A 24,672-nucleotide genomic window follows, 5' to 3' on the forward strand; every position below is an offset into this window, starting at 1 on the left:
TGCTTGCTGCCAAAGGCGTATCCTGGGAAGCATGGAAAGAGCTGAACTAAAGCGCCTTGTGGATGCCAACGACTGGCTTTGGGAACAGTGGTGGCCTGCGCTGCTGGCCCTATCACCGGAACAGGCCCACCGAGAGGTTGGAGGCTCGTTCCCCAGCGTGTTTGCTACCACTGCCCATATGGTAGGGGCCGAAGCGGTCTGGCTAGAGCGGCTGCAGGGTAGCCCAGCCGCCTCTTTTCCAGCCAATCCGGCAGACATGAAGGGCTTGCACCAATCCTGGCAGCGGCTGGCCTCTAAACGCCAGGACTGGCTCGCTACCGCCGACCCAAACGCCCTCATTACCTACAGCTTTTCCGGCGGAACCTCAACCAACACCGTAAGCGAGATTGTGTTTCACTTTTCCAGCCATGCCCACTTTCACCGGGGGCAGCTGGCAGGTCAGATGAGGCTTTTGGGCCAGAAGCCCCCTTCGGCGCACTTTATTGGCTATTTCCGGCTCTGATTAGTGGCTGGGGGCATCCTTTTTGCATGACACTTACCTGACCAAAATGCCGCTACACTAATAACCGATGCCGAAACTGCTACTGGTCGAGGATGAGCCCTCCGTTCGGATGGGACTTAGGCTCTCCCTCTCCAAAGTCGGGCACCAGGTACTGGAAGCGGCCACTGCTGCTGAAGCCTGGGAAAAAATGGCTTATGCGGATCTGGTCATCCTCGACTGGATGTTGCCGGATGAACCAGGGGTGCGTCTGCTGGAGCGCCTGCGCCGCGATGGACGCTACGAAAACCTGCCGGTGCTGATGTTGACCGCTAGGGCCAGCGAGGGCGACCGCGTCGAGGGTTTAACCCGGGGGGCTGACGACTACCTGACAAAACCCTTCTCCACCCCTGAGCTAATTGCCCGGGTACAGGCCCTATTACGCCGGGTGGGCAAGAGCGGCCGGCTCGAGCGTGGGGCGCTGAGCCTCGATCTGGAGCGGCACCAGGCCTTTTTGGATGGGCACAGCCTCGAGCTCACCCGCCGGGAGTTTGAGTTGCTGGCTTTCCTGGCGCGGCACCCAGGGCGGGTGTATACCCGTGAAGAACTGCTCGAGCGGGTCTGGGGACAGGAGTTTTTGGGCACGGCCCGAACCGTAGACCAGCACATCGCCCAGCTGCGCGATAAACTGAACGAAGACCCCAAGGCCCCTCGCTTCCTGGAAACCCTGCGCGGGGTGGGTTATCGCTTTAGGGAGCACTAACACCGATGGAGACCCTCTTGCACAGTGCCTGGGAGGCTGCCCGCGAGGGGGTGCTGGTGCATGCTGAGGGGCGCGTGGTCTACCTGAATCCGGTAGCAGCCGAGCTGCTGGAGGTGGAGCGGGACAAGGTGGTGGGCCGGTCGTTGCTGCTGGCTTTGCGCGACCACAAGCTCGAGGCGGTGGCCCGAAGGGGGGGTGAGGCCACGGTCGAGACCCGCAGCCGCACCCTGTGGGTCAGGGCTATCCCGGGGGTGCTGCTATTGTGGGACAGAACCGAAGAAAAAAACCGCCTGGAGGCCCTCGAGGAGTCCAGCAGGGTACTCGCGCACGAATTCCGTACCCCGGTGGCCGGGATGCTCTCCCTGCTGGAAGCCTTGCAAAGCGGCCTGCAGGGGGCCCAGGCCCAGGAAGCCTTGCAACTGCTTTACCAGGAAACCCTGCGCCTGCGGCGGCTGGTAGAAGACCTGCCCCTCCACCGCCGCCCCTCGCAAAATAGAACCTTTGCCCTGGAAGAACTACAGAACCGCCTGGAGCGTTTTTTGGCGCCCCAACTGGCGCAAAAATCGGCCTGGATTCAGTGGCAGATTCCCCATACGGTCTGGGCCAACCCGGACGCGGTCTACCAGGCCCTGCTCAACCTGCTGGACAATGCCCTAAAATATGGAACAGGCCCGGAAATCGTAGTGCTAAGTGGACAGAACAAGGAGGGGGTGTGGCTCGAGGTTCGCAATCAAGGTCAGCCTCTGGAGGACTTCGAGCGCCTTTTTAAGGCCGGACAGCGGGGCATGCATGCGGCCAATGTGCGGGGTACGGGCCTGGGGCTGGCGCTGGTACGCAGGCTGGCCGCTGGCTGGGGTGGCACGGCTTATGGGCGGGCGCTTGAGAACGGCAATGCCTTTGGCCTCACCTTTCCCCTCTATACTGGGGGGGCTACCCAGCCGTCCGATAGCTCAAGCCCCCGCGTAAACTATAGAAATGGAGAGTAAGTATGCGTGAAATTCTTGACCGGGAACTGAACCAACTGACCGAGCAAACCATCCGCATGATCTCGCTGGTACGGGAGATGGTGGAGAAAAGCGCCAGGGCGCTAAGCGAGCAGGACCCCCAGCTGGCCCAGGAGATAATTGCGCAGGACGCACAAGTAGACGCCATGGAGCTGGATATCGAGTCCAAGACCATTGCCATCATGGCTCGGCAGGGATTGGTGGCCTCCGATCTGCGCTTTGCTTTTACCATCATCAAGGCCCTTACCGACCTCGAGCGGGCCGCCGACTATGCCGCTCACGTGGCCGAGGATGTGATCGTGCTGGCCAAAGAGCCTCCGCTGAAAAACTACGTCACCCTGCCCGATATGGGGCGCCGCCTGGCCCAGATGCTGGACCTGGTTTCCAAGGCCATTGCCGAGCGCGATATTGAGGCGGCCAAGGAGATATTCCGCCGCGACGATGAAATTGATGCCCTTTACGAAGAGGTCTCGCGTGAGTTGCTAACCTATATGATGGAAGACCCACGCACCATCACCAAGGCCCTCACCCTGGGGCGTGTGGCCCGTAGCTACGAGCGGCTGGGCGACCACCTCGAGAACATCTCTGAGCGCATTATCTACTGGCTCACCGGTAAGATGGAGAAAAAGCCCGAGGACGTGTTTTAGGCAGCCTGGCAGCGGGCTGGACGTAACCTCGAGGGTATTGCTACCACGTCAGGGACACAAGACCCTAGGGGACGGGTTTAGGGTATTACACAGAGCGAAAGCCCTGTGCCGTATTTTCCCATGCGCCCTAAGGAGGTTTTCTGTGTTCAAAAAAATCTTAATCCCAATGGATGGTAGCGAATTTGCCCAGGATGCCCTCGAGCAGGGGTTCGATTTGGCCAGATTGTCGGGCGGAGAGGTTACCATCCTGTACGCCATCGAAAACCCATACGAGCTTGTGCCGAGCTATGCCAAACAGCCACCCGAACACTTAGAGCAGCAGATGAACGAGTATAAGGCCCAGGCCCGGCAGGTCTTGAGCCGAATATCGGCAGAAGCAGAATCCAAGGGGATTCGCGCCCGCACTGTGATTGTCGAGCAGCATCCTGTTCCGGCCATCCTGGAGGCAGCCAAAGAGCATGACCTGGTGGTAATGGCCACCCACGGACGTAAAGGCATAGACCGGGTCTTGATGGGCAGCGTAACCGATAAAGTGTTGCACAACTGCTCGACTCCTGTTTTGGTGGTTCGGGGTACGTCTATGTAGCAAACGGTTCAAAAGTATTGTTGGATTCTTTCAAAAACCTCCTGGCAAAGCAGGGTTGCGAAAGGCCAGCCTTGTCTTTTCATGGTTTGCCTCATCCTGTAGACTTTTGCTTTGGGTAGGAGGAACAAATGATTAGCGTAACCGACCTTCGCAACGGAACCAAAGTAAAAATGGACGGTGCCCTCTGGCAGTGCATAGACTACCAGCACCAGAAAATCGGACGGGGTGGCGCCAAAGTGGTGGCAAAGTTTAGGAACCTCGAGACCGGAGCCACCGTTGAACGTTCGTTTAATTCCGGTGAAAAGCTCGAGGACATCTACGTCGAAACCAAAGACCTGCAGTACCTTTACCCTGAAGGCGACGAGCTGGTATTCATGGACCTGGAAACCTACGAGCAGTTCCATGTTTCGCGCGACATTTCCGATGCCACCAAGTTTCTCAAAGAGGGTATGACCGTGCAGGGTGCCATGTATAATGGCCGTCCGCTGGACATTACCCTGCCCGCCTCGGTAGAGCTCAAGATTGTCGATACGCCCCCAGGCGTGCGCGGCGATACGGTTTCGGGAGGCACCAAGCCGGCCACCCTCGAGACCGGCGCAGTGGTGCAGGTGCCACTATTTGTCGAGAACGGGGAGGTTATTCGGGTAGATACCCGCAGCGGTGAATACCTTGGCCGCGCCTGAGCCAGGCCCCAGGGTACTTTCTCGAACACTTGCCTTTGGGGGCAAGTGTTTTTGATGCAATAATGTCTTCAGAGATTCTCAGTGCTTCAATAGTGCGGTCTTCAGAAAGAATGGTGCAGTCCCAATCAGGAAAAGGACTGTTCCGAGCCGGTTTTTGCCGCTGATATGAAATCTTGCTGGATGGTTCCCCTGAAGCAGAGCGCCTGAGCGATAGCGCCCGCCAGGGCGATTTTGGCTTGCACCCCTGGTGAAGGGTAAAACCAGCCCCGTGGCCTTATACTTCTATAGGCTACAGTTTATGAAGCTATAGATCAGCGCTGTTTCGGAGGCAGTCATGAATGCAAAGGAACTCAAGTCAATCCTCCAAGCCTTGCAAGAGCACGAAGTGGCCGAGCTAACCCTCGAGACCCCCGATTACAAACTTACAGTCAAGCGCGGAGGGGAGGTGCAGTACCTGGCCGCACCTGCGCCTGTGGTAATAGAGCCTCAGGCGGTGGCTCCGGCAGCCCCTGCCCCCGTCGCCGCCTCGAGCCCTGCACCAGCCCCCGCCCAGGCGTCCGCACCCGTGCCGGCCCCCAAGCCCGAAGCGCCAAAGGAAGACACCAGCAAGTACGTTGAGGTCAAAGCACCCATTGTCGGTACCTTTTACCGCGCCCCTTCCCCCGACGCAGAGCCCTTTGTCAAAGAAGGCGATACCGTCAAAAAGGGCCAGGTTTTGTGCATCATCGAGGCCATGAAGCTTATGAACGAGATAGAAAGCGAAGTATCTGGCGTGGTTCGAAAAATTCTGGTCTCCAACGGAGAGCCTGTAGAGTATGGCCAGGTGCTTTTCCTGATCGAACCCGCCTGACAACTACCGTCTAGACCTGCTGTGCATCAAGAGAAGGTTCTATGTTCAAGAAAATAATGGTTGCCAACCGAGGTGAGATTGCCCTGAGGGTATTGCGGGCAGCCAGAGAGCTGGGGGTAAAGGTGGTGGTTGCCCATAGTGAAGCCGATAGCCAGTCGCTGCCGGTTCTGCTGGCGGACGAGGCCATCTGCGTTGGGCCGCCCCCTTCAGCCCAGAGCTACCTCAACATCCCCAATCTGCTTTCTGCGGCCATAATCTCCGGAGCTGAGGCCATTCATCCGGGTTATGGTTTTCTGGCAGAAAACCCCCAGTTTGCCGAGATGTGCCGTGATCATGGCATTGTTTTCATTGGCCCTACCCCGGAGTCCATGCACAGCCTGGGTTCCAAGGCGGGGGGACGTGAGATTGCTGCTAGGTCCAGTGTGCCCACTGTACCGGGGACTGGGGTCTTGCAGTCGGTGGACGAAGCCCTCGAGGCTGCCGAAAAAATCGGTTATCCGGTGCTGCTTAAGGCCAGCGCGGGTGGGGGAGGACGCGGCCAGAAGGTGGTGCGCTCGGCCGATGAGATGAAAACGGCTTTTGCCCAGGCACAGGTCGAGGCCCAGAACTACTTTTCCGACCCGTCCCTGATTTTGGAGAAATACATCGAGCTGTTCCGCCACGTCGAGGTGCAGGTGCTGGGGGATGGCAAAGGCCATGTGGTGCACATTGGTGAGCGCGACTGCTCCATTCAGCGGCGCAACCAGAAGCTAATCGAGGAAGCGCCCAGCCGGCTGGAGGAGCCTCTCCGTCAGGAAATCCTGGCCGCGGCTGTGCGCCTGGCAAAATACGTCAACTACCAGGGCGCGGGAACGCTCGAGTTCATCGTAGACCCTGATGGCAACTTCTACTTCATGGAGATGAATACCCGTATCCAGGTTGAGCACTGCGTCTCAGAGATGATTTCTGGCCTGGATCTGGTCAAATGGCAGATCAAAATTGCAGCGGGAGAGCCTTTTACCCTCCAGCAAAGCGAGATCAAACTCCACGGTCATGCCATCGAGTGCCGCATCAACGCCGAAGACTACGACAAAGACTTCCGACCCAGCATCGGCAAAATCGAGACCCTGCATTTCCCCGGCGGCCCTGGCGTGCGGGTAGATTCACACCTGTATGTGGGCTACAGCATCCCGCCCAACTACGACTCCTTGGTCGCCAAGCTGATCGTGCACGGGGAAAACCGCGAAGAGGCCATCGCCCGTATGCGCCGGGCTCTGGCCGAAACTGTAATTGAGGGGCCAGGGGTCAAGACCACCGTACCCTTCCACCTCAAGGTCATGGACAACGCCTTTTACAGGCGGGGCGCTATTTACACCAATTTTGTAACCACCCGGATGGCCGACTGAGAACGCCGAGAAATAATACGTCGGAAGCGGCTCGAGCTGTAAGCCAAACCTAGGATCGGAAAAAGAAAAGGCTTATGCTACAAAGCTGGAGGGAGTTATGGAGAAAGGAACTTTGCGGGTCAAAACCGGATTTGCTGAGATGTTTAAAGGCGGCGTGATTATGGATGTCGTCAACGCACAGCAGGCTGAAATTGCCCAGGAGGCCGGCGCTGTAGCGGTGATGGCCCTCGAGCGTGTGCCTGCAGACATACGTGCCCAGGGTGGGGTGGCGCGCATGTCCGACCCCAAACTGATCAAAGAAATCATGAGCGCCGTCTCGATTCCGGTGATGGCCAAATGCCGTATCGGGCACATCGTTGAAGCCCAGATCCTCGAGGCCCTGGGGGTAGACTTCATCGACGAGTCGGAAGTGTTGACTCCGGCGGACGAATCCTTCCACATCGACAAACATGCCTTCAAGGTGCCTTTTGTTTGTGGCGCTACCGATATTGGCGAGGCTTTGCGTCGTATCGGTGAAGGGGCCGCTATGATTCGCACCAAGGGTGAAGCCGGTACGGGCAACGTAGTGGAAGCGGTTCGCCATGCCCGCAACGTTCTGGGCGCAATTCGCCAGATTCAGGCGCTCCCCCGCGAAGAGCTCATGACCTATGCCAAAAACCACGGTGCACCCTACGAGCTGGTGCTCTGGGTACACGAAAACGGCAGGCTGCCGGTGGTTAATTTTGCCGCGGGCGGGGTAGCCACCCCAGCCGATGCGGCCCTGATGATGCAGCTCGGCATGGATGGTGTTTTTGTTGGCTCTGGCATCTTCAAATCGGGCGACCCGCGCAAGCGGGCCCGGGCCATCGTGCGGGCGGTAACGCACTACAACAACCCAGAAGTGCTGGCCGAGGTTTCCGAGGATCTGGGCGAGGCTATGGTGGGCATTAACCTGGACTTCCTGTCGGAAGAAGAGAAGCTCGCCAAGCGAGGCTGGTAATATGAACCCCGCCTGAATCGTTCCGCTAGGGATTGTTGGAGCACCATCGTTGTTCAGACTGTTGCTACCCGCGCTTCAGGCGGGGGCCCCAGAAAAAGAACAAATCAAAGGCATTTGTAACAAGCATTAGTCTGGCGGACTCCCCTCAAGCAAAGGTGAGGGGAGTTTGACCTGGTTCAACCAACACAGGTGTTACACAAAACGTAACGTCTTGGTGTATACTCGTAACACCATGCAAGCGGAAACCTTTGGAATTATGATTTTCGGCGTTACGGCTTTGCTGGTTCTGGTGCCGCTCTGGCTGATGCCTGTGCTGAACCGTCGTCGCCAGGAGCGCGAACTGCTTGCCTTGAACAAGATGCACCGCTTTGCGCTCAGGCACAACACTTTTGTGCGAAACCACCAGGGCCTTCGCTATGTGGTGGTGCTGGGTAAAAATGGCTTTTATTACATGCTGGGCGGCGAGTTTGTGCCACGGGAGCGGCTTTTGAAGGCGCTCGGCGAGGAGAATGAAAAGTACCTTCTCAAAGCGGAGCGTGAGGAGAGCCAGCACGGTCCAGCCCCAGGCCTGATTACCAGCCCGGCCTAGCCGCCTACCAACGAGAATGTGCCTGCCAGGGGGTGGCCTAAGCCATAGCCACTTTTGCTGAAGACCGCTCCAGAAAACGAGGATGCCTCTATAGTGAAGCGCATCCTCGTTGCTATTTCGATCATGAATAGCCTCGAGAAGCTGCAGGCTGGCTAAAACGGCCTTGCAGCGCTTGCTGCGAGAAAAGCTGCGCTGAATGACAAATGCGTACTGCTGAAGTGGTACGTTTGTAAGCTGGGTGCGATACCATCATGGGCGTGAAAATCGGAGTGCTGGCAATTCAAGGTGATTTTCGTGAACACAAGCAGATGCTGCTGGCCCTGGGGGCCGAGGTGGTGGAAGTGCGTCTTCCCAGGCACCTCGAGGGCCTATCTGGGCTGATTGTGCCTGGTGGAGAGTCAACCACCATCGGGATGCTGGCACGGGAGTATGGCCTCGAGGACGCGGTGCGCGAACGTGTCCAGGCCAGTAGCCTGGCCGTCTGGGGAACCTGTGCAGGGGCCATCTGGCTGGCCAAACAGATACCGCAGTACCCCAACCAGCCCCGCCTGGGCTGCCTGGATATTTCGATTCAGCGCAATGGCTATGGCCGCCAGGTGGATAGCTTCGAAGCCGACCTGCAGATCAAGGGCTTCGATAAACCCTTCCATGCCTTTTTTATCCGGGCCCCGCTGATTCTGGATGCGGGTGAAGGGGTGGAGGTTCTGGCAGAGCATAAGGGCGACCCGGTGCTGGTGCGGTCTGGGAAGCTCTGGGCGAGCACCTTCCACCCCGAGTTGACCAATGACCCACGTATTCATGCGCTGTTTATTGAGCAGGCTGCACGTCAGCTTACGTGAATAAATCTTTCACGAGTATGTTTTATCGTGAAGAGTTTCACTAGTAGACACCCCTTCACAATGCCCAACTGGGTAGAATAAAGAGCCCTATGGCTGGACTCGAGAACCGCAAAGCACGCCACGACTACGAAATCCTGGAGACCTTCGAGGCCGGCCTGGCGCTCAAAGGCACCGAGGTCAAGTCCATCCGGGCTGGCCAGGTAGACTTTACCGGCACTTTTGCACGGTTTCAAAACGGGGAGCTGTTCCTCGAAAACCTCTACATTGCTCCATACGAGAAGGGTGGTTACACCAACCACGACCCGCGTCGGCTGCGTAAGCTGCTGCTGCACAGGCACGAGCTCGACAAGCTAAAGGCCCGTGTTGAGCAGAAGGGCCTCACCCTGGTACCGCTTAAAATCTATTTCAACGAGCGAGGAAAAGCCAAACTGCTGCTGGCGCTGGCTCGAGGTAAACGGGCCTACCAGAAAAAAGCCGAGGATAAAAAGCAGGCTGTCCGGCGGGCGCTGGAGAGCTGGTAGCTTTGAGGCTTTTTCTTGGGCTTGCGTTTCTAACCTGGGCCAGGTAAAACTGTAGCGACTGGATTTGGGATGCAGCGCATATTGGCGATTTTGACGGTATTGCTTGGCCTTACCTGGGCCCAGTACGAGAGTCGCTTACTGGTAGGCCAGCAGGAGAGCCAGGCCATCTACCCGGCAGGCGGTACGGTAGCCTACGGCCCGGCCAGGTTTATCGCGGAGGCCCTGGGACTTGGTTACCTCGAGGCCTCCGGCAAGGTTTACCTGAGCCTGGGCAGCCGGGTGGCCGCTTTCCCCATCAGCAGCCAGGGCGCCGAGGCGGTTCGGCTGCTCAATGCTTACAGCGCTCAGGGCGGCCTGTGGGTGCCGGTGCGGGAACTTGCGCGGGTGCTCGACCTGTACTACCGCAGCGACTACGGCGCTCCGGTGCTGGCGTTGCGTCCGGCCCGCTTGCTGGAAGTACAGCGGACCACCGCGGGCTCGAGCGAACGCTACATCCTTCGCTTTAATCGGGACGTGCAGGCGCGGCTTCTGGCCAACAACCCACCCCGCCTGGCCCTGATTGGGGTTACAGAAGTGCCAGATGCACCGCCCGATTCCCCCATTAGCTTTAGCAAAGAAAACTGGGGCAGTGAAATTTACCTGCCCCAGGGTAGCGGCACACCACGCCTACTGTTTCTTCCCCGGCAGGTGATTGTAGAGCGAGGCCCTTCGACAAGGCTGCCGCGCGTGGTGCTCGATCCTGGCCACGGGGGTGGCGATGCTGGGGTGGTGGTGGGCAGCCTGCGGGAGAAGGATCTGGTGCTGATGGTGGTTCAGCAACTGCAAAAACAGCTTCAGGGAAGGATCGAGGTGGTTCTGACCCGTAGCGCCGACCGTGCTGTACCGCTATTGGCTCGAGCCCAGTACGCCTCTACTGCCCAGGTGTTTATCAGCCTGCACGCGGCTCCTGGCAGCCGGGTTACGGTGTTTAGCCACCCCGAGATTCAAACCCTGCGCCTGCTGGAAAAAGGGCGCGAGCTTTCGGCCCGCAGCCCCGCCGCCCAACGGGCCATTCTGGAACGTTTTGTAGCGCCCCCTGGCTCGGCAGCTCGAATTGCTCAGGTAATTTCGCAGGGCTTTGCTTCTGCCGGAATTGTAGCCAACACCAGCCAGGATGCCATGTACGTACTCTCGATGGCGGGGGGTGCGGCAGTTTTGCTTGAAGTGGGCTTTGAGCAACTGCGCACCCCAGAGAACCGCGCCCAGGTGGCGGCTGTACTGGCCGGGGCGGTGCGTGATTATCTGGGCCTACCTGCCACCAGCGGAGGTGCCAGACCATGAAGCGAGTCCTGACGCCAGTCAATGTGCTGGGTTTGCTGGTACTGCTGCTGGGGAGCTGGGCTTTGTGGGCCGTGCAGGACGACAGCGGCTCAAAGTCGCTCAACCTGCCCTCAGACCTCGACAACCAGGGCCCACGTACCATTCGACTGCACTTCGCCAAAGACACCGAGGACGGCCTGGTGGTCGAAGAGCGCACCATTCAGGTAGCTGAGGGTGAGTACACCCTAGGGCGGGCGCTGGAAGAACTAGTGCGGGGGCCCCAGATTCCGGGGGCTGCACCGCTGGTTCCGGCAGGCACGCCGGCCCCTACGGTTTTCTTGCGGGAAAGCACAGCTTTGGTAGACTTACCGGCGGCCTATGGGCGGCTGGGCTATGGTACGGCGGGCGAGACTGCCCTGATTTATGGCATGGCCAATACCCTGCTGGAGTTCAAGGAAGTCGAGCTGGTTCGGTTTTTGCTGGAGGGTAAAGAAGTCGAAAGCCTCGGGCACCTCTCGCTGCTGGATCCATTCAGGCGGGCAGGCCAGTAAAAGCCCTCTGGGCTGCCTACCTTTGGCCTGGCCCGCATCGCCGGAGGGCCCACACGCTTATGAAGATTGAACGGCTGATTTTGCAAGGTTTTAAATCGTTTGGCGAGCGTACCAGCCTCGAGTTTGGTTCCGGTATCTACGGCATTGTGGGGCCCAATGGCTCGGGTAAGAGCAACTTGGTCGAGGCCCTGCGCTGGGTGGTGGGGGCCAGGGCCAGAGAACTGCGGGGAGAGGAGGCCTTAGCGCTTCTGTTCCACGGTTCGGATGGCAAAGCCCCACTGGGGTTTGCAGAAGTCGGACTGGAGCTAGGGGGCAACGGTAAACGGGTTAGCCTGAGCCGACGCCTCGAGCGCGATGGCAGCAGCGAGGTGCGGCTCAACAACGCACGCAGCACCCTGCGCCAGATTGAACACGCCCTGATGGGAACAGGGCTTTCGCGCAGCGGGTATGCCATTGTGGGGCAGGGCGAGGTGGGGCAAATTTTGCAGGCCGGGCCTGAGGTGCTGCTTTCGTACCTGGAGGAGGCCGCGGGGCTGCGGGCCGTGACCCAGGCCAGCAGAACCGCGCACGAGCGACTGCAAAGCGCAGCCCTCGAGCTTCAGGCACAAACCCAGGAGCTTGCCAAACGAAAAGCCCTGGTCGTGGAAAAAGCCCAGCAGGCCGAGGCCGCCCGCAAAGCAGCCTCGCTGGCAGGGCGCAGCCTGGTGTTGCGCCGCAGTGTGATTGCGGCGCGCATTCGTGAGGCCGACCTGGAGGCCAAAAACGCGCAGCAAAAAGCCCAGGCCCTGGAGGGCGAACGGGCCGAAGTCGCCCAGCGTCTGAGCGAGCTCGAGCGCGCGAAAGCCCAGGCCCTCGAGGCCCTGGAGTCTGCACACAACGCCCACAGCGAGGCCTTGCGGCAGGCCGAAGCCCTGAGCGGTGAGCTGCGGCTGGCAGCGCAGGAGCAGGCATCGCTGGAGGGGCTGTTGCGCCGCTTGGCTGGCGACATCGGGGAAGGCGAGGCCCGCCTGACCCGTTTGCGTGCTTTGCCAGAGCCGAGGATCCCTGCTGAGGCGGAACCCACCGCCGAGGTGCTGCATAACCAGCAGTTGCGCCTCAAGGAACTGCAGGCTGCCATTCAGACCGAGGAAAGTCGGCTTGGTTTGGCGCAAAAGGCCTATGAGCGTTACCTGAAGGCCCAGGCCACCTACGAAGCGCAAAAGCTGGCCTATGAACAGATGCTGGCGCAAAAATCGGCCCTGGAAGCCGATCGGGCCCGGCTCGAGGAAGAACTAACGGTCATACGCGCACAGCTGGCCGCGGCCCAGGCCCGTGAGCGCGAGCTACGGGCAAGCCTGAACGAACTGGTCAAGCAGGAGGGTCAGGCCAGCAGCGAGGCCCGGGCTGCCCGCGCTGAAGCCCAGCGCCTCGAGGCCCTGTTGCGCTCCGGCTCCGACCTGGCCGAAGGCCCCAGGCGGGCCCGTGAGTCGGGCATTCCCGGCTTGATGGGGGTTGTGGCCGACCTGCTCCAGGTTCCAGCAGGCCTGGAGCTGGCCATCGAGGTCGCCATGGGGGCCCGCATGCAGTGGGTGCTGTGCGAGAGTGAACAGGCGGCCCAGGCGGCGGTCAAGCACCTCAAGCAACATGGTGGTCGGGCCACCTTTTTGCCCCGCACTTTGCTCAGGCCGCCTAGAACATCGCGCAACTGGAGCACAGAGGCCGGGGTGGTGGGGTTGGCCCGCCAGCTGGTGCAACTACCCCTGTGCCCCGAGGCCCTGCCCACCCTGCTGGGTGAGACCCTGGTGATGGAGAGCCTCGAGGCCGCCTTAGCCCTGGTTCGCAAGCACCCCGACCACCCCCGCATGGTAACCCTGGATGGCGAGCTGCTGGAAACCAGCGGAGCCATCACGGGGGGACGCTTGCAAAAAGGTGGGCAGATGCTGGCTTTGCGCCGGCGTTTTCAGGAGACCCAGGCCGAAGCCCTGCACCTCGAGGCCGAAGCCCAGGCCCTGCGCGCCCAGGCCGAGCAGCTGCGGGCCGGGCTGGCCGGGCTGGGTCTGGCTCAGCTCCAGCGCCGCCAGACCGAGCTGGACTCCGAACTCAAGGCCATAGGCTCCGGGCTCGCTCGCCTGGCCCATAGCCCCATGCCTCAGGCCCCAGAGCCAGTCGAACCTCCACAACCCGGCCATCTCCAAGCCCTGCAGCGCGAACGTGAGGCCCTTGCTGCCCAGCTGGCCGCCCAGCGTGAGATAGCTGCTCGCTGGCAACGCTACCGTGAAGACCTGGAACGTTATGCTGCGGCGCAAAAGGATATTGGCGACCTCGAGGCCCGCCTGCATGAGCTGCGGAAAGAGCAAGCCGAGTTGGGGCAGAGGCTTTCCGCCCTGCAGTCGCGCAAGGCGGAGCTCGAGCTGGCCCGTAGCAGCCTGAATCTGGCGCAGCTGGAAAGGCAGCTACAGGCGGCCCGGGAACGTACCCGTGCGCTTGCTGAGGAAGAAACCCGCCTCATCGCCCGCACCAACGCACTTCTGGCCGACCTCGAGGCTCTGCACCTGACCCAGGCCCGGCGCGAGGCTACCATCGAGACCCTGCAGCAAGAGCTGTCCGAGCTACCCCCTGGCCCGGTAGAGGAGGGCTCATCGCGCAGCCTGGCCCGGGCCCTCTCCGAAACCGAGGCTGCCCTGGAGACCCTGGGCCCCATCAACCATCTGGCCGAGCAGGAGTACGCCCTCCTGAGCGAAGACATCGCCCGGCTCGAGGTGGCGCTGCGGGAGTCCGAGGTAGCGGTACGAAAGCTCGAGGCCGAGTTACACCTGGTGGAGTCGGAGTACCGGGAACGAATGGAGCAGGTCTATCAGGTGTTCAAAGAGAAGTTTTCCCACTACGCCAGCGCCTTGCTGGATGCAGAAGTAGAGCTAAAGCGTTCCCAACAGGGCCTCGAGCTGATTCTCAAGCCCGCCGGTAAGCGCACGGTTAACCTCAACCTGCTCTCGATGGGTGAACGCACCATGGGTGCGCTGGCTTTTTTGTTTGCCCTTTCCGAAGTAGGGGAGGAGGGCGGTCTTCCCATAGCCGTACTGGATGAAGTAGACGCACCCCTGGACGAAGCCAACATTCAGCGCTTTTGCCGCTTTTTGCAGCATTTTAAAGGCCAGACTCAGTTTATCCTGGTGACCCACCAGAAGCGCACCATGGAGGCCTGCGATGCCCTATATGGTGTAACCACCGAGAAGGGCCTGAGCCGGGTCTACAGCATCAAGCGTGACGAGGCGCTGGCTTGAGGTTTCCTCTAAAATGAGCGCCAGCTCAGGTGAATCCAGGCATACTGAAGGCGATGCCTTTATCGCGGTCTTGGGCCAGGTTCCTCACGCCCGTAGGGTAGCGGCACGTACTGCACGCTGGGTTTACCTCCACGCGGCTGAGGATACATACCCATCAGTTCATAGACTTCTGTGGGCATCTCGGTGGAGACCCTCAGACCCATGTTGCGGGCCTCTTCCACACTAATGGGATAGTCGTGTGTCCAGGTGCCCTGGGAGAGCAGCTGGGCCAGCTCCTCGCTTTTCTGCTCGTCAAAGTGCTTGCGTAACAGACCGGCAACGGTGCGCTTGACCTGGATCAGGGCCTTGCGGGCCACATCGGCCATAATCAGGGTCTGGTCATCAATTTCAGCTATGGGCTTCTGCTCCAGAACCCGCAAGATAGAGGCCGCTGGATACTGTCCAAGCTGAGGATCAACCGGCCCCAGTACGGCGTTTGGATCCATCACGATTTCATCGGCAGCCAACGCAATCAGGGTTCCGCCAGACATTGCATAGTGGGGCACAAATACCGTAACCCTGGCCGGGTGCTTCAAGAGGGCCTCGGCGATCTGCTCCGCGGCCAGCACCAGCCCACCAGGGGTATGTAGGATAAGGTCAATGGGCACACTTTGGTCGGTCATACGGATGGCCCGTAAGACCTGCTCGGAGTCGTCGATGTCGATGTAGCGGGCAAATGGAATGCCCAGGAAGGAAAAGCCCTCCTGGCGGTGAATCAGGGTAATGACCCGGCTTTTTCGTTTGCGCTCGAGGTCGGTAATTCGACGGGCGCGAGCAGCCAGCAGCATTTGCTGGTTAAAGTAAGGGCTCAGGGTCGAGAGAATAAAAAACAGCCAGAACAACTGAAAAAAGATTTCCACAGGCCTCCTTGTTAGCGAAAATAATACCAGTTTTCCCAAAACGGGGTAGTCTGATACTTGCGCCGTGGTCGCATCCAGCTAGCCATCATCATACCGGCCACAAAGCCCCCCAGATGCGCCCACCAGGCTACACCTGGCAGCCCTAAAAGCGCATTGATGAGCTGTATGGCTGCCCAGTACCCCAGGTAAAGTGTTGCAGGCAGCCAAAGCCAGAAAGCCGGGAATATCCAGGTAAAAACATAGGCGCTGGGGAAGGAGCGCAAATACCCCCCAGTAACCCCGGAGATGGCTCCCGAAGCCCCCACCATCGGCACCAAAGGGTCGGGGGTAAACATGGCCTGCACTAGGGCTGCTACGATGCCAGATACCAGGTACAGCCCCAGATAGCGCCAACTCCCCAGCCGGCCCTCGAGGGCCGGGCCAAATACCCATAAAAACCACAAATTGCCCAGCAAGTGCCCCAGCGAACCGTGCACAAACATGCTGCTCAACAAACGATAGCCTTGCCCCAAGGGGTCTTGCAGGAAAGCCGCCGGAATAAACCCAAAAATGGCAAAGTTTTCCTCAAAACCCCACGATAGCTGGAAATAAAAAACCAGACCACAAAGCAAAATAATGGCCTTGGTAACCGGGGCTGGCCCATGAAACAGGAGTGAATCGCGAATAGGAATCATTTGCTCCGATCGTACCAGGAGGGCATAAAACGCATGAGCAGGCTACCTAGTGGAATCGAAATCAGTACCAGCAACACCGCCACCTGGCCCACCAATGGGTAACCCTGCTGCATGGCCATAGCCCCCAGAATCAGGTTGAACTCCCCTCGAGGTACCAGGTAGGCTGCCGCAAAGGTGCTACGCCGGACGGAAAGCCCCGCTACCCGTGCCCCTTTGAAGTTGAGGGGCAGCTTGATCAGGAGCGCCAGCAAACAGACGACCACCACTCCTGCGCTTACCGAATCCAACAGCGTAAGGGCTGTAGCCCCCACAGTCAGGAAAAAGAGCGCCACCCCCAGGTCTCGCACCGAACCAAACAGGTGTTCCAAACGCTCGCGCAAGCCTAGCCCCGCTGCCAGCACGCCACAGATGAACGCCGCTACTGCTTCCGAAGCCCCAGCAGCGTGAAACAGTACCGCAGTGGCGCTTACCAGAGCAGCCCCCAGCAGCAACACCAGCTCGTCGGAAAGGAGTTGAAGCTGCCGGTTGAGCCAGTGTCCGCCCAGGCGCAGCAACAACCAGAACAGGCCTAGCAGCCCTACCACCACTGCAAAGCTAAGGCCGCTTCCGCCATGTACCAGTATCAATAAAATGGTAATGAGCAGATCCTCGAAAACCAGCACACCCAGCACCACCTCGCTTTCGGGGTTGGCGGCCCGGCGCAGGTCGAGGATCAGCTTAACAATGACTGCGCTCGAGGAGACATACATCACCCCGCCCAGCAGCAAAGCTCCTTTCCAGTCGAGTCCTGCTAAAAATCCCACCAGTATTCCCACAGGAAGGGCCACGGCGTCCCAACCCCCAGCCCGCATAACCCGACCCGACATCTGCTGCAAGCGGTCGGGGCCAAACTCGAGCCCCACCGAAAACATCAGCAGCAGTAAACCCAAAGAGGGGAGCGGCTCCAGACTTTCTGTATTTAAGAACCTACCCAGCACAAGGCCTACAAGCAGGTAAGCTGCCAGGGGTGGGAAGTGCCAGCGATGCACTAACGCAGCCCCTAAGCCCAGTAGCAAAGTAGCAATAGCAAATGCGGTTACCGATTCGTGCATACTATCCAATCATCTGTTTTCGCAGGCGTTCTACTGCCCCCCGCGGCCCGGCCAGAACCAGGGTGTCACCCACAGTCAACGACAGTTCAGGGGGTGGGTTGGGAATTAGGGCCTGGCCTTCGCGTAAAACTGCCAGCAGGTGGGCTCCTTGCTCCTGTAACTCCTTTACAGTGTGTCCCACACATGGTGCGCCCGGCCCCAACCTGACCCACTCGATGGTGTCCTGAGCCAGTTTGGTTTGGGTATCGCCAACGGCCTCGGGGGTAAAGAGCACCCCAGCCAGGATGGCCCCAAGCTCACGGGCTTCTTCATCGGTCAGGTCGAGCACCGCGGTGGGCTCATCCATGTTGCCTCTCTCGTAGTAATGGAGCTCCCTCGAGCCCGAGTGATGAATGACGATGACCAAACGGTCTCCAGACCGAACCGTGACCATGAACTTACGCCCTACACCAGGTAAAACACTTTCTTCAACCCGCATGTTTTTTCTCCTTCCCATAGGGAAATGCAAGAGCCAGGGCCCTGGCTCCAATCAAAGCCAGTATGCCCAAGCTCCACACCAGCACATCCAAGCCCTTGATCTCACCAGCAAACAGGCCCAGCATCATCTCTCGCAGCACAAATGCTACTGCCACCTCCACCAGGATTTCAGCCCGGATACGGTCAAATTCGAAGTAGTCAACAAAGGCCCGCACCAGCTCGAGCACCACCACCAGCGACAAGATGTTGGTTACCAGGTCTTTCAGGCCAAGCCGAACTGTGGGCTGTGTGAAGGCCAGGCCGAGTTCTAGCAGGGTTCGCCCCACGCTTACCAGAAGGCCAACCAGGAGTGCGACCAGGGCCAGGTTGAAGATGATGCGGGTTGTGATTTTGAAAACCTCGAGGATTCTTTGCTGGGTAATCATGGTACTAAAGTTTACCGCCACACAAAGCTTAATCCTCGAGCTGATCCACCACCTCAAAAAGCTCTTCCAGATCCATTTTTGCGTAAATGGCACTGGTGTTGACGTTGGTATGGCCCAGCAGGCGGGCTGTTACGTGCAGGTCGCGGCTTTTTTTGTAGAAGCGGGTTCCGGCGGTATGGCGCAGCATGTGAGCCCCATAGTAGCGCTCGGGAAAGCCCAGGTCGCGGTAGTGGCGGTTGAGAATTTTGCGTAGCGATCGGTCGGTCATGGCCCGCCCGTTGGCTTTGCGCCCGCCCAGGTTTATGAGCAAGGCTTTTTCGCCAGGGGCTGCATAGGCCAGGCGCAGCCGTAGCCAGTCTTGGATTTCTTGCACCAGGGGCCGGGAGAGGGGGATCGAGCGCTTCTTACCGCCTTTACCCGCCCGCACCAGCAGCAAGCGTTCGGACAGGCTCAGGTCATCCACCCATAAGTTAACCACCTCACTAATACGCAGACCGGCCTCGGCCATCAAGCGCACCGCCAGGCGGTCGCGGCAGTTTGGTGGTTCGGTGCCCGAAAGATGCTGCAAAAGCTTGTGATAAAGGCTCTCCGGCAGGGCAGGACGGCGCTCCTCGGGCGGAGTGGGGTCGCGGGGCGAGTGCACCTGGGGCAACTGGGCCACGCCGGCCCACTCGAGCGCCCGGTAAAAAGCCCGCACGCCTGCCAGGTAGGTGGCAACGGAGCCGGGCTTGAGGCACTGGTTCTCAGAATTTTCCAGATGTCCGCCGTGCAACTGAAGGTCGGCAATATAGCGGTCGAGATCGTCGGCTGTAGCCTTCAGGATTTCCAGTGACTGCGTGTCCGACCAGGCCCAGGCCAGGTAATCGCGCACCGCCAGCCGGTAGTTCTCCAGGGTGCGCAGGCTCAGGGTGGCGCGCTTGCGGCCTTTTAGAACCAGGTAGGCCTCGAGCAGCTCAAGCAAGGCTGCTGGGTTTCGCTCATGGGCCGCTCGGATGGCCTCGAGGCGGCGCTTGGCCGGGTTGTGCCAGTTGGCTAATGGTACCAGCATGGCCCCAGTATACAAAATGCGTACTTAGGTAAATAAGTACGCATTTTATTTCACCCCAGAAACACCAGTGGTTGGGCCGACAATACGAAAACACTGCGCCGGGCGGAAACCCACCCGGCGTACCTTGGTACCTTGCAATCAAATTTGGTATGGGCCGGTTACCACAGAGGTTTCTCCAGGCTCAGGCGCAGGAGCCCTTGCTGGGCCGTGACGGCCTCGGTCGGGCTTATAATCGCCAGCCCGCTAGGTTTTTCCAGGGCCGCCTCGAGCACCAGCTTTTTGACCACCGGCTTCACCTGGGGTTTCAGCTCCAGGCCCGCTTCGGGGCTGTCCCACTCACTAAAGGCGATGTCGTCGGCCTGGTTAAGGTCTACCGCATAGACTCGGCTCACTTTGCCGTCGTGCTCGTGCACCAGCAGCAGTCGGGGCTTGGGCCAGGCCAGGCCCACCACACGGTTGCCAGGCGCATCGAGCAGGTAGGCATACTCGGCAAACAGGCCATCGGGATTGAGGCCCAGAAGCACCAGGCGAAGCACCATCGAGCCATCAACCCGAGCGCAGTCGGGCAGGCATAGAGGCCGCCCGTTGATAAGCGCCAGGTAGTTGCGGCTTTCGTCAAGCGCCACCCCTCCCAGCAGACCTTGTTGTACCCCGGCGGCAAAAACGGGTGGTAGGGCTTCACGCAAGTTGGGCTGACCAATAGGGCCAAAGACCCGCATTTTTTGGGTTTTAGGGTCTAGGTGCATTAGCTTCTGCCCACCCTCGAGCCAGGCCCAGCCCTCGCTGGAGACCAGCACTGCTTCGTTCAGAGGATAAAACGCCTCCAGCACAGGTTTTTCTTCGAGGCGCAGCAGGCCGATGGCCCGCTGGTCGTTGTGCTTGAAGGTTGCCCAGACCCGGCCATTGCGCTGGGCTTGCCCCAGGTGCACCAGGCTGGCCTCGAGCTGCGCTTCCGACCAGGCCTCGGGCAATGCCACAGTACTCAGGCTGACCAGGGTGGTGCCTTCCTGCACTACAGGAGACTGAATGGCCTGGACGCGGGTTAGGGGTTCTACACTGGCCTGGGGTTGGGGTGTGGGGCTACTGGCTGGTTGGGCTGGTAAAGCCGCTTGGGCTGGGTTGAGCGCTGCCTGAGGCGCTGCAGTCAGCTGACCAATGCGCCAGAGCGCTCGAGCCATCTGGTAACGGTTAACCGGATCGCTTCCCCTAAAGAGGCCATCGGAGCCCAGCGGCAACACCTCTAGCGCGGCCACCCGCAGTACGGCTGCCTCGGCCCAGTGACCCGCAGGCAGGTCGTCGGGGCGCAGGGCCTTGGCCGGGGCCACAACGCCCAGGTTCTGGGTTAGTTTGTCCAGCACCACCGCCAGCTGATAGCGGGTTAAGACCGATGCGCCCCGGTAGGTTTGGTCGGGGAAGCCCTGCACCAGCCCCTCCCCTACCATCCTGCGAATGCCGGGCAAGGCCCAGTGGTTGGGCTTGACGTCCTTGAAGCGCACCTCTGCTTCGCGCACCGGTAGGGGGCTGTCGGCCAGCACACGGGCCAGGGTGGTGGCTAGCTGGTAACGGTCCAGGGCTACCTCGCCCCGAAAAGCGCCCCCTGGGTAACCCTGCAGCCAGCCCCGTTTCACCACCTCGTCCACTGCCGGGGCCGCCCAGTGGTCGCTGGGGACGTCGAGGGGCAGGGCCAGGCTCCAGACAGTGACAAAAAGTGTTACAAACGCCAAAATTCTCATGGATGGCATATTAGGCTTTCCAAAAGAAATGTTTTGTACATTTGTCACCAACTGCCGTTACGTAGTGATGTTGCGGTGGGGCTTTAGAAACAAAGGACGAAGGACTCCATCGGTTTCTGGGCACATAACCGGCCTGCCATTTGATAAAGTATGCCTAATCCCTTTTGGGGTCGAACCATGGCCTTGCCCTACCCCATCATCCTGGCAACCTCGCTCGTTGTAGCTGCTGTGGTGTATGCCGTCAAACTCGATGGCATATATGCCCTTCCGTGGCTGATGTTTTTCACCGCAACAGCCTCGAGCGTCTACGGCCTGCGGGTAGGGCTGGCCTCGGCCCTGGGGTCGGTACTGGCGCTGCTCTTTTTTCCCTCGAGCCTCCTGGACTACCTGGTGATGGCCGTTATTCTCGCGCTTGCGGCCTACCTGGCCGACCAGGTGGGCCGCAGTTTACGCCAGGCACACCGCAAAGCCCGCCAGCTCGCTCAGTTACAGGACGTGTTTCTGCAAGGCCTCGAGGTGGTGCCGCGCTTCCTCAGCCGCGAGCAGCTTTTGCGCCAACTGCCCACCCTGCTCTCGCAGTTGCTGCAGGGCAGCCAGCTTCGCATCTGGGTTCCTGCCGGTGCAGGTCGGCTCACCTTGCTGGAGGACAGCGCCGCCCCAGCGCAAGATGTGAGTCCCAGCCCCTTGGTGCATCGGGCATTGCAAGAAAGCGGCCTGGTCTGGCCGGAGGTAGAAACACCCAAGCGCCATCGGCCCTACGAGCTGGCGGTGGCCTTGCGGGTGCGCCACGAGACCGTGGCGGTGTTGCAGTTTTTGCGGGCCGAGGGCTGGCAGAAACAGGAACTCGAGCTGTTTTCCCGCCTGGCCCTGGCCATGAGCCGGCAGCTCGAGCACCTGCACGACCTCGAGCTGCGCCGCCTGCTGCTCAAGGTGGCCGACCACCTGGCCTCGGCCGGTGATAAAAACAAAGTGGCCGATGTCACGCTGCGCTACCTGCTACCGGCACTGGGTATGGAGGCTGGGGCGGTTTTGCAGTACCGCCGGGGGGCTTTGCGCGGGCTGGCCTGGCGCATACCACGGGAATTGCGCCCCAAACTTACACCGCTGGCCCGCACCCTCCCCTATCGGCAAGGGCTGGCCTGGCAGGCGTACCACTCGGGCACGGCCCAGTTCAGCGAAAACTACGCAAGCCTGCCGGAAGCCATTCCCGAAATAGCGCAGCTGGGCTTCGAGACCCTGGCGGCCTATCCAGTGCATACCCGCGACGCCATGAAGGGCCGGGTGGTGCTGGTGCTGGGTACCCGGGCCCGGCTGGCCTGGACCCGCAGCCGAAAAGAATTTCTCCTGGGCATAGAACGCCTGCTGAGCTCGGCCCTGGAACGGGTATTGCTCGAAGAAGCGCACCAGCGCATCAACCGCCTGCTGATCGAGGCCTGGTCGTACCCTTCCCGGCAGGTATACCAGCGCATCCTCGAGGCCGCGGTAGAACTGGTTCCGGGCAGCGATGCCGGTAGCCTGTGGGTGCGCGAGGAAGACGGGTTTACCTGTCAGGCCTCGGTGGGTTCGGTCTGGGCGTGTGATAAACGCTGGGATGAGGAGGCATTTCTGGCCTGGTATGCCCAGGATAAAGCCAAGGCCCTGCAGGGCCAGCCACGCATCCTGAGCCGAAGCCAGCTTGTAAGTGATGACCAGGGCGCCAACCTGTGTCTGCCGGTAACTCATCAGGGCCGGGTGCTGGCCTACCTGAACCTGGACAGCCTGCACGATAGCGAGGCTTTTGCCGAGGACTCCCTGGCCGCGGCAGAGCTTTTTGCCACACCCATTGCCACCCTGGTACACGAGCTGCAAAGCCGCAGCGCCCTGGAAAAAGCAGCCCTCACCGATGGCCTCACTGGGCTATACAACCGCCGCGCTTTCGACCTGCGCCTCAAGGAAGAGTTTGAGCGGGCTGCCCGCTACCAGTATCCCCTTACCTTGCTGGTGCTCGACCTGAAAAATTTCAAGCCCATCAACGACCGCCTGGGCCATGCCCTGGGCGATGAGGCCCTGATCGCAGTGGCTCGAGCGCTTACACAGGTGCAACGGGCCGGGGATATGGTGTTTCGCTGGGGGGGCGACGAGTTTGCAGTCTTGTTGCCCCAGACCCCCAAAGAAGGCGCCAGGGTGGTGGCTGCGCGTATCCTCGAGGCCATCTCCAGGATCTGCCTGAGCGGAATATGCCTGTCCGCCAACATTGGCTTCGCGAGCTTCCCCAGCGAGGCCCAGACCGCCGAGCACCTGCTGATTCTGGCCGACCAGCGCATGTACGCCGATAAAAACGGTACTTCTGCAGAAACCGGAACACAAGCTTTCGATCAATAGCCCAGTACTTGGGGTGATAAGAAACGTCTTTGATTTGGTCTTTTTCTGGGGCCCCCGCCTGAAGCGCGGGTAGCAACAGCCTGAAAAACGATGATGCCCTAACCTCTCCGTAACGGAACGGTTCAGGCGGGGTTCGTATGAGGGGTGTTTGGTCGGTGCGTAACTCCTACCGCTTAGAATAGGCCCTATGTTGAAGGCCGTTCCCGGAACCAACGACGTGTTTGCTCAGGCCAAGGAGTACCCTTTCCGTGAGCCGGTTTTTCGCTATATTGTCCAATCCGCCGAGGAGGTTTTGCGCGGGGCAGGGGCTCAGATGATCCATACCCCGATTATCGAGTACCTCGAGGTCTTCCAAAAAGGGGTGGGCCCGACCTCGGATATTGTGGTCAAAAAGGAAATGTTCGTGCTGGAAGACCGCGGTGGCCGACTGCTGGCACTGCGCCCCGAACCCACGGCCTCCATCGTGCGGGCCTACAACGAACACGGCATGAAGGTCTGGCCCCAGCCGGTACGGCTTTTTACCTGGGGGCCTATCTTCCGGGGCGAACGTCAGCAAAAAGGACGCTACAAGCAGTTTCACCAGGTGGACTACGAGGCCCTGGGCCTGGCCGACCCGCTTTTGGATGCCGAGGCCATCGCGCTGATGGTGCGAATTTACAAAACCCTGGGCCTGCGGGGCCTCGAGGTCAAACTAGGCTCGGTGGGCGACCCCGCAGACCGCCTGCGCTACAACCAGTACCTGCGCGGTCTTTTTGAGCCCTATGCCCAGACGCTTTCGGAGGACTCGAAAACCCGCCTGGAAACCAATCCCATGCGCATCCTGGACTCCAAGAGCGAGCGCGACCAGCAGATCATCGCGGAGCTACAACCCCGGCCCATGCTGGAGTTCCTGGGCCCAGAAGCCCGGGCCTTTCACGAGAAGGTCTGTCACTACCTCGACCGGATGGGCGTGTCCTTTTCGGTTGACCCCAGCATTGTGCGGGGTCTGGACTATTACGTGCGTACCGCCTGGGAGGTTCACCACGCCCAGATTGGGGCCAAGTCGGCCCTGGGCGGCGGTGGACGCTACGATGGGCTTTCGGAGATGCTGGGCGGCCCCCCGGTGCCTGGGGTGGGCTTTGGTATCGGCATTGAACGCTTGGCTATCGCCCTCGAGCAAGAAGGTGTTCGCATCCCTGCCGACCCTGGCCCCATGCTTTATCTGGCGCCGCTGGACGAAGCCGCTAAAATCGAGGCCCTGGCCCTGGCCGAGCAGCTTCGGCCTAAAATCTCGGTGGAGATCGGCTACACTCCCAAAAGCCCGCGCAAGGCCCTCGAGGACGCCTTGAAAAAAGGGGCCCGCTACGTAGGTTTTTTGGGCGAGTCGGAGCGGGCCAAAGGAGTCATTACCCTCAAGCATTTGGAAAGCGGCGAGCAGAAGGAGCTCGAGCCCCTACAGCTACACAGCCTGTTCGAAGGCCCGGAGGTACAGTAATCTCATCGTGTCCTGTTTTGAGATTTGGATTGCACCTCTAGGGTTTGGCTACCTTG

Annotated in this window: 24 protein-coding genes; 17 read left to right on the forward strand and 7 right to left on the reverse strand. The window is 60.0% G+C overall.

The window, feature by feature from the left end; all coding sequences use genetic code 11:
• Window positions 1–31: 31 nt before the first annotated feature.
• From Q355_RS0103905 to Q355_RS0103985, 15 genes are all read left to right on the forward strand, one after another.
• Window positions 32–502: a DinB family protein gene (locus Q355_RS0103905; RefSeq protein ID WP_027876586.1), complete on the forward strand. Its 471-nt coding sequence runs from the start codon at window positions 32–34 to the stop codon at window positions 500–502.
• A gap of 67 nt (window positions 503–569) precedes the next feature.
• Entirely contained in the window at window positions 570–1,241 is a 672-nt protein-coding gene (locus Q355_RS0103910; RefSeq protein ID WP_027876587.1) for a winged helix-turn-helix domain-containing protein, read from the forward strand.
• A gap of 5 nt (window positions 1,242–1,246) precedes the next feature.
• Window positions 1,247–2,227 (forward strand): sensor histidine kinase, encoded by a 981-nt coding sequence (locus Q355_RS0103915; protein ID WP_027876588.1) that lies wholly within the window; start codon window positions 1,247–1,249, stop codon window positions 2,225–2,227.
• A gap of 2 nt (window positions 2,228–2,229) precedes the next feature.
• Entirely contained in the window at window positions 2,230–2,892 is a 663-nt protein-coding gene (gene phoU / locus Q355_RS0103920; RefSeq protein WP_027876589.1) for a phosphate signaling complex protein PhoU, read from the forward strand.
• Window positions 2,893–3,034: 142 nt separating this feature from the next.
• Window positions 3,035–3,478: a universal stress protein gene (locus tag Q355_RS0103925; protein ID WP_027876590.1), complete on the forward strand. Its 444-nt coding sequence runs from the start codon at window positions 3,035–3,037 to the stop codon at window positions 3,476–3,478.
• A 128-nt stretch (window positions 3,479–3,606) separates the two neighbouring features.
• Window positions 3,607–4,161 (forward strand): elongation factor P, encoded by a 555-nt coding sequence (efp, locus tag Q355_RS0103930; RefSeq protein ID WP_027876591.1) that lies wholly within the window; start codon window positions 3,607–3,609, stop codon window positions 4,159–4,161.
• 334 nt (window positions 4,162–4,495) lie between these two features.
• A complete protein-coding gene (gene accB, locus Q355_RS0103940; protein WP_027876592.1) occupies window positions 4,496–5,011 on the forward strand; it encodes an acetyl-CoA carboxylase biotin carboxyl carrier protein in 516 nt (171 codons plus the stop codon).
• Window positions 5,012–5,052: 41 nt separating this feature from the next.
• Window positions 5,053–6,396 carry an acetyl-CoA carboxylase biotin carboxylase subunit gene (accC, locus tag Q355_RS0103945; RefSeq protein WP_027876593.1) on the forward strand — a complete coding sequence of 448 codons (1,344 nt, stop codon included), beginning with the start codon at window positions 5,053–5,055 and terminating at the stop codon, window positions 6,394–6,396.
• Between the two features lie 97 nt (window positions 6,397–6,493).
• Window positions 6,494–7,375, forward strand: a complete 882-nt coding sequence (pdxS, locus tag Q355_RS0103950; protein ID WP_027876594.1) for a pyridoxal 5'-phosphate synthase lyase subunit PdxS — start codon at window positions 6,494–6,496, stop codon at window positions 7,373–7,375.
• A 232-nt stretch (window positions 7,376–7,607) separates the two neighbouring features.
• Window positions 7,608–7,964 carry a hypothetical protein gene (locus Q355_RS0103955; protein WP_027876595.1) on the forward strand — a complete coding sequence of 119 codons (357 nt, stop codon included), beginning with the start codon at window positions 7,608–7,610 and terminating at the stop codon, window positions 7,962–7,964.
• A gap of 251 nt (window positions 7,965–8,215) precedes the next feature.
• Window positions 8,216–8,803, forward strand: coding sequence for a pyridoxal 5'-phosphate synthase glutaminase subunit PdxT (gene pdxT, locus Q355_RS0103965; RefSeq protein ID WP_084496048.1), 588 nt, complete (start codon window positions 8,216–8,218; stop codon window positions 8,801–8,803).
• 89 nt (window positions 8,804–8,892) lie between these two features.
• Entirely contained in the window at window positions 8,893–9,324 is a 432-nt protein-coding gene (gene smpB / locus Q355_RS0103970; protein WP_027876597.1) for an SsrA-binding protein SmpB, read from the forward strand.
• A 90-nt stretch (window positions 9,325–9,414) separates the two neighbouring features.
• Window positions 9,415–10,644 (forward strand): N-acetylmuramoyl-L-alanine amidase family protein, encoded by a 1,230-nt coding sequence (locus Q355_RS0103975; protein ID WP_245597479.1) that lies wholly within the window; start codon window positions 9,415–9,417, stop codon window positions 10,642–10,644.
• Window positions 10,641–11,174, forward strand: a complete 534-nt coding sequence (locus tag Q355_RS0103980; RefSeq protein ID WP_027876599.1) for a GerMN domain-containing protein — start codon at window positions 10,641–10,643, stop codon at window positions 11,172–11,174. Before Q355_RS0103975 ends, Q355_RS0103980 begins: the two co-directional genes overlap by 4 nt.
• 59 nt (window positions 11,175–11,233) lie before the next feature.
• Entirely contained in the window at window positions 11,234–14,434 is a 3,201-nt protein-coding gene (locus tag Q355_RS0103985; RefSeq protein WP_027876600.1) for an AAA family ATPase, read from the forward strand.
• Between the two features lie 59 nt (window positions 14,435–14,493).
• Here Q355_RS0103985 and Q355_RS0103990 read toward each other — a convergent pair whose 3' ends face one another.
• From Q355_RS0103990 to Q355_RS0104020, 7 genes are all read right to left on the reverse strand, one after another.
• Complete coding sequence (locus tag Q355_RS0103990) at window positions 14,494–15,333, reverse strand: SDH family Clp fold serine proteinase (protein WP_027876601.1); 840 nt, start codon at window positions 15,331–15,333, stop codon at window positions 14,494–14,496.
• 11 nt (window positions 15,334–15,344) lie between these two features.
• Entirely contained in the window at window positions 15,345–16,007 is a 663-nt protein-coding gene (locus Q355_RS0103995; RefSeq protein WP_027876602.1) for a rhomboid family intramembrane serine protease, read from the reverse strand.
• A complete protein-coding gene (locus Q355_RS0104000) occupies window positions 16,004–17,098 on the reverse strand; it encodes a cation:proton antiporter (RefSeq protein ID WP_027876603.1) in 1,095 nt (364 codons plus the stop codon). The genes Q355_RS0103995 and Q355_RS0104000 overlap by 4 nt, the downstream gene beginning before the upstream one ends.
• Before the next feature lies 1 nt (window position 17,099).
• Complete coding sequence (locus tag Q355_RS0104005) at window positions 17,100–17,576, reverse strand: cation:proton antiporter regulatory subunit (RefSeq protein WP_027876604.1); 477 nt, start codon at window positions 17,574–17,576, stop codon at window positions 17,100–17,102.
• Window positions 17,566–18,000 (reverse strand): phosphate-starvation-inducible PsiE family protein, encoded by a 435-nt coding sequence (locus Q355_RS0104010; protein ID WP_036258625.1) that lies wholly within the window; start codon window positions 17,998–18,000, stop codon window positions 17,566–17,568. Before Q355_RS0104010 ends, Q355_RS0104005 begins: the two co-directional genes overlap by 11 nt.
• 28 nt (window positions 18,001–18,028) lie before the next feature.
• Window positions 18,029–19,048 (reverse strand): tyrosine-type recombinase/integrase, encoded by a 1,020-nt coding sequence (locus Q355_RS0104015; protein WP_027876606.1) that lies wholly within the window; start codon window positions 19,046–19,048, stop codon window positions 18,029–18,031.
• Window positions 19,049–19,206: 158 nt separating this feature from the next.
• A complete protein-coding gene (locus Q355_RS0104020; RefSeq protein ID WP_245597480.1) occupies window positions 19,207–20,781 on the reverse strand; it encodes an S-layer homology domain-containing protein in 1,575 nt (524 codons plus the stop codon).
• 177 nt (window positions 20,782–20,958) lie between these two features.
• Between Q355_RS0104020 and Q355_RS15345 the strand changes: the two genes are divergently transcribed.
• Complete coding sequence (locus Q355_RS15345) at window positions 20,959–23,142, forward strand: diguanylate cyclase domain-containing protein (RefSeq protein ID WP_051529298.1); 2,184 nt, start codon at window positions 20,959–20,961, stop codon at window positions 23,140–23,142.
• Window positions 23,143–23,329: 187 nt separating this feature from the next.
• Window positions 23,330–24,616, forward strand: coding sequence for a histidine--tRNA ligase (gene hisS, locus Q355_RS0104030; RefSeq protein WP_027876608.1), 1,287 nt, complete (start codon window positions 23,330–23,332; stop codon window positions 24,614–24,616).
• Window positions 24,617–24,672 lie beyond the last annotated feature (56 nt).

The sequence above is a fragment of the Meiothermus cerbereus DSM 11376 genome, from assembly GCF_000620065.1.
GTDB lineage: Bacteria > Deinococcota > Deinococci > Deinococcales > Thermaceae > Meiothermus > Meiothermus cerbereus.

Excerpts from the sequence above, each read along its gene's own strand:
- Q355_RS0103905 (WP_027876586.1), top strand. The coding sequence starts at position 32 with ATGGAAAGAGCTGAACTAAAGCGCCTTGTGGATGCCAACGACTGGCTT.
- Q355_RS0103910 (WP_027876587.1), top strand. The coding sequence starts at position 570 with ATGCCGAAACTGCTACTGGTCGAGGATGAGCCCTCCGTTCGGATGGGA.
- Q355_RS0103915 (WP_027876588.1), top strand. The coding sequence starts at position 1,247 with ATGGAGACCCTCTTGCACAGTGCCTGGGAGGCTGCCCGCGAGGGGGTG.
- phoU (WP_027876589.1), top strand. The coding sequence starts at position 2,230 with ATGCGTGAAATTCTTGACCGGGAACTGAACCAACTGACCGAGCAAACC.
- efp (WP_027876591.1), top strand. The coding sequence starts at position 3,607 with ATGATTAGCGTAACCGACCTTCGCAACGGAACCAAAGTAAAAATGGAC.
- accB (WP_027876592.1), top strand. The coding sequence starts at position 4,496 with ATGAATGCAAAGGAACTCAAGTCAATCCTCCAAGCCTTGCAAGAGCAC.
- accC (WP_027876593.1), top strand. The coding sequence starts at position 5,053 with ATGTTCAAGAAAATAATGGTTGCCAACCGAGGTGAGATTGCCCTGAGG.
- pdxS (WP_027876594.1), top strand. The coding sequence starts at position 6,494 with ATGGAGAAAGGAACTTTGCGGGTCAAAACCGGATTTGCTGAGATGTTT.
- Q355_RS0103955 (WP_027876595.1), top strand. The coding sequence starts at position 7,608 with ATGCAAGCGGAAACCTTTGGAATTATGATTTTCGGCGTTACGGCTTTG.
- pdxT (WP_084496048.1), top strand. The coding sequence starts at position 8,216 with ATGGGCGTGAAAATCGGAGTGCTGGCAATTCAAGGTGATTTTCGTGAA.
- smpB (WP_027876597.1), top strand. The coding sequence starts at position 8,893 with ATGGCTGGACTCGAGAACCGCAAAGCACGCCACGACTACGAAATCCTG.
- Q355_RS0103980 (WP_027876599.1), top strand. The coding sequence starts at position 10,641 with ATGAAGCGAGTCCTGACGCCAGTCAATGTGCTGGGTTTGCTGGTACTG.
- Q355_RS0103985 (WP_027876600.1), top strand. The coding sequence starts at position 11,234 with ATGAAGATTGAACGGCTGATTTTGCAAGGTTTTAAATCGTTTGGCGAG.
- Q355_RS0103995 (WP_027876602.1), bottom strand. The coding sequence starts at position 16,007 with ATGATTCCTATTCGCGATTCACTCCTGTTTCATGGGCCAGCCCCGGTT.
- Q355_RS0104000 (WP_027876603.1), bottom strand. The coding sequence starts at position 17,098 with ATGCACGAATCGGTAACCGCATTTGCTATTGCTACTTTGCTACTGGGC.
- Q355_RS0104005 (WP_027876604.1), bottom strand. The coding sequence starts at position 17,576 with ATGCGGGTTGAAGAAAGTGTTTTACCTGGTGTAGGGCGTAAGTTCATG.
- Q355_RS0104010 (WP_036258625.1), bottom strand. The coding sequence starts at position 18,000 with ATGATTACCCAGCAAAGAATCCTCGAGGTTTTCAAAATCACAACCCGC.
- Q355_RS0104015 (WP_027876606.1), bottom strand. The coding sequence starts at position 19,048 with ATGCTGGTACCATTAGCCAACTGGCACAACCCGGCCAAGCGCCGCCTC.
- Q355_RS0104020 (WP_245597480.1), bottom strand. The coding sequence starts at position 20,781 with ATGAGAATTTTGGCGTTTGTAACACTTTTTGTCACTGTCTGGAGCCTG.
- Q355_RS15345 (WP_051529298.1), top strand. The coding sequence starts at position 20,959 with ATGGCCTTGCCCTACCCCATCATCCTGGCAACCTCGCTCGTTGTAGCT.
- hisS (WP_027876608.1), top strand. The coding sequence starts at position 23,330 with ATGTTGAAGGCCGTTCCCGGAACCAACGACGTGTTTGCTCAGGCCAAG.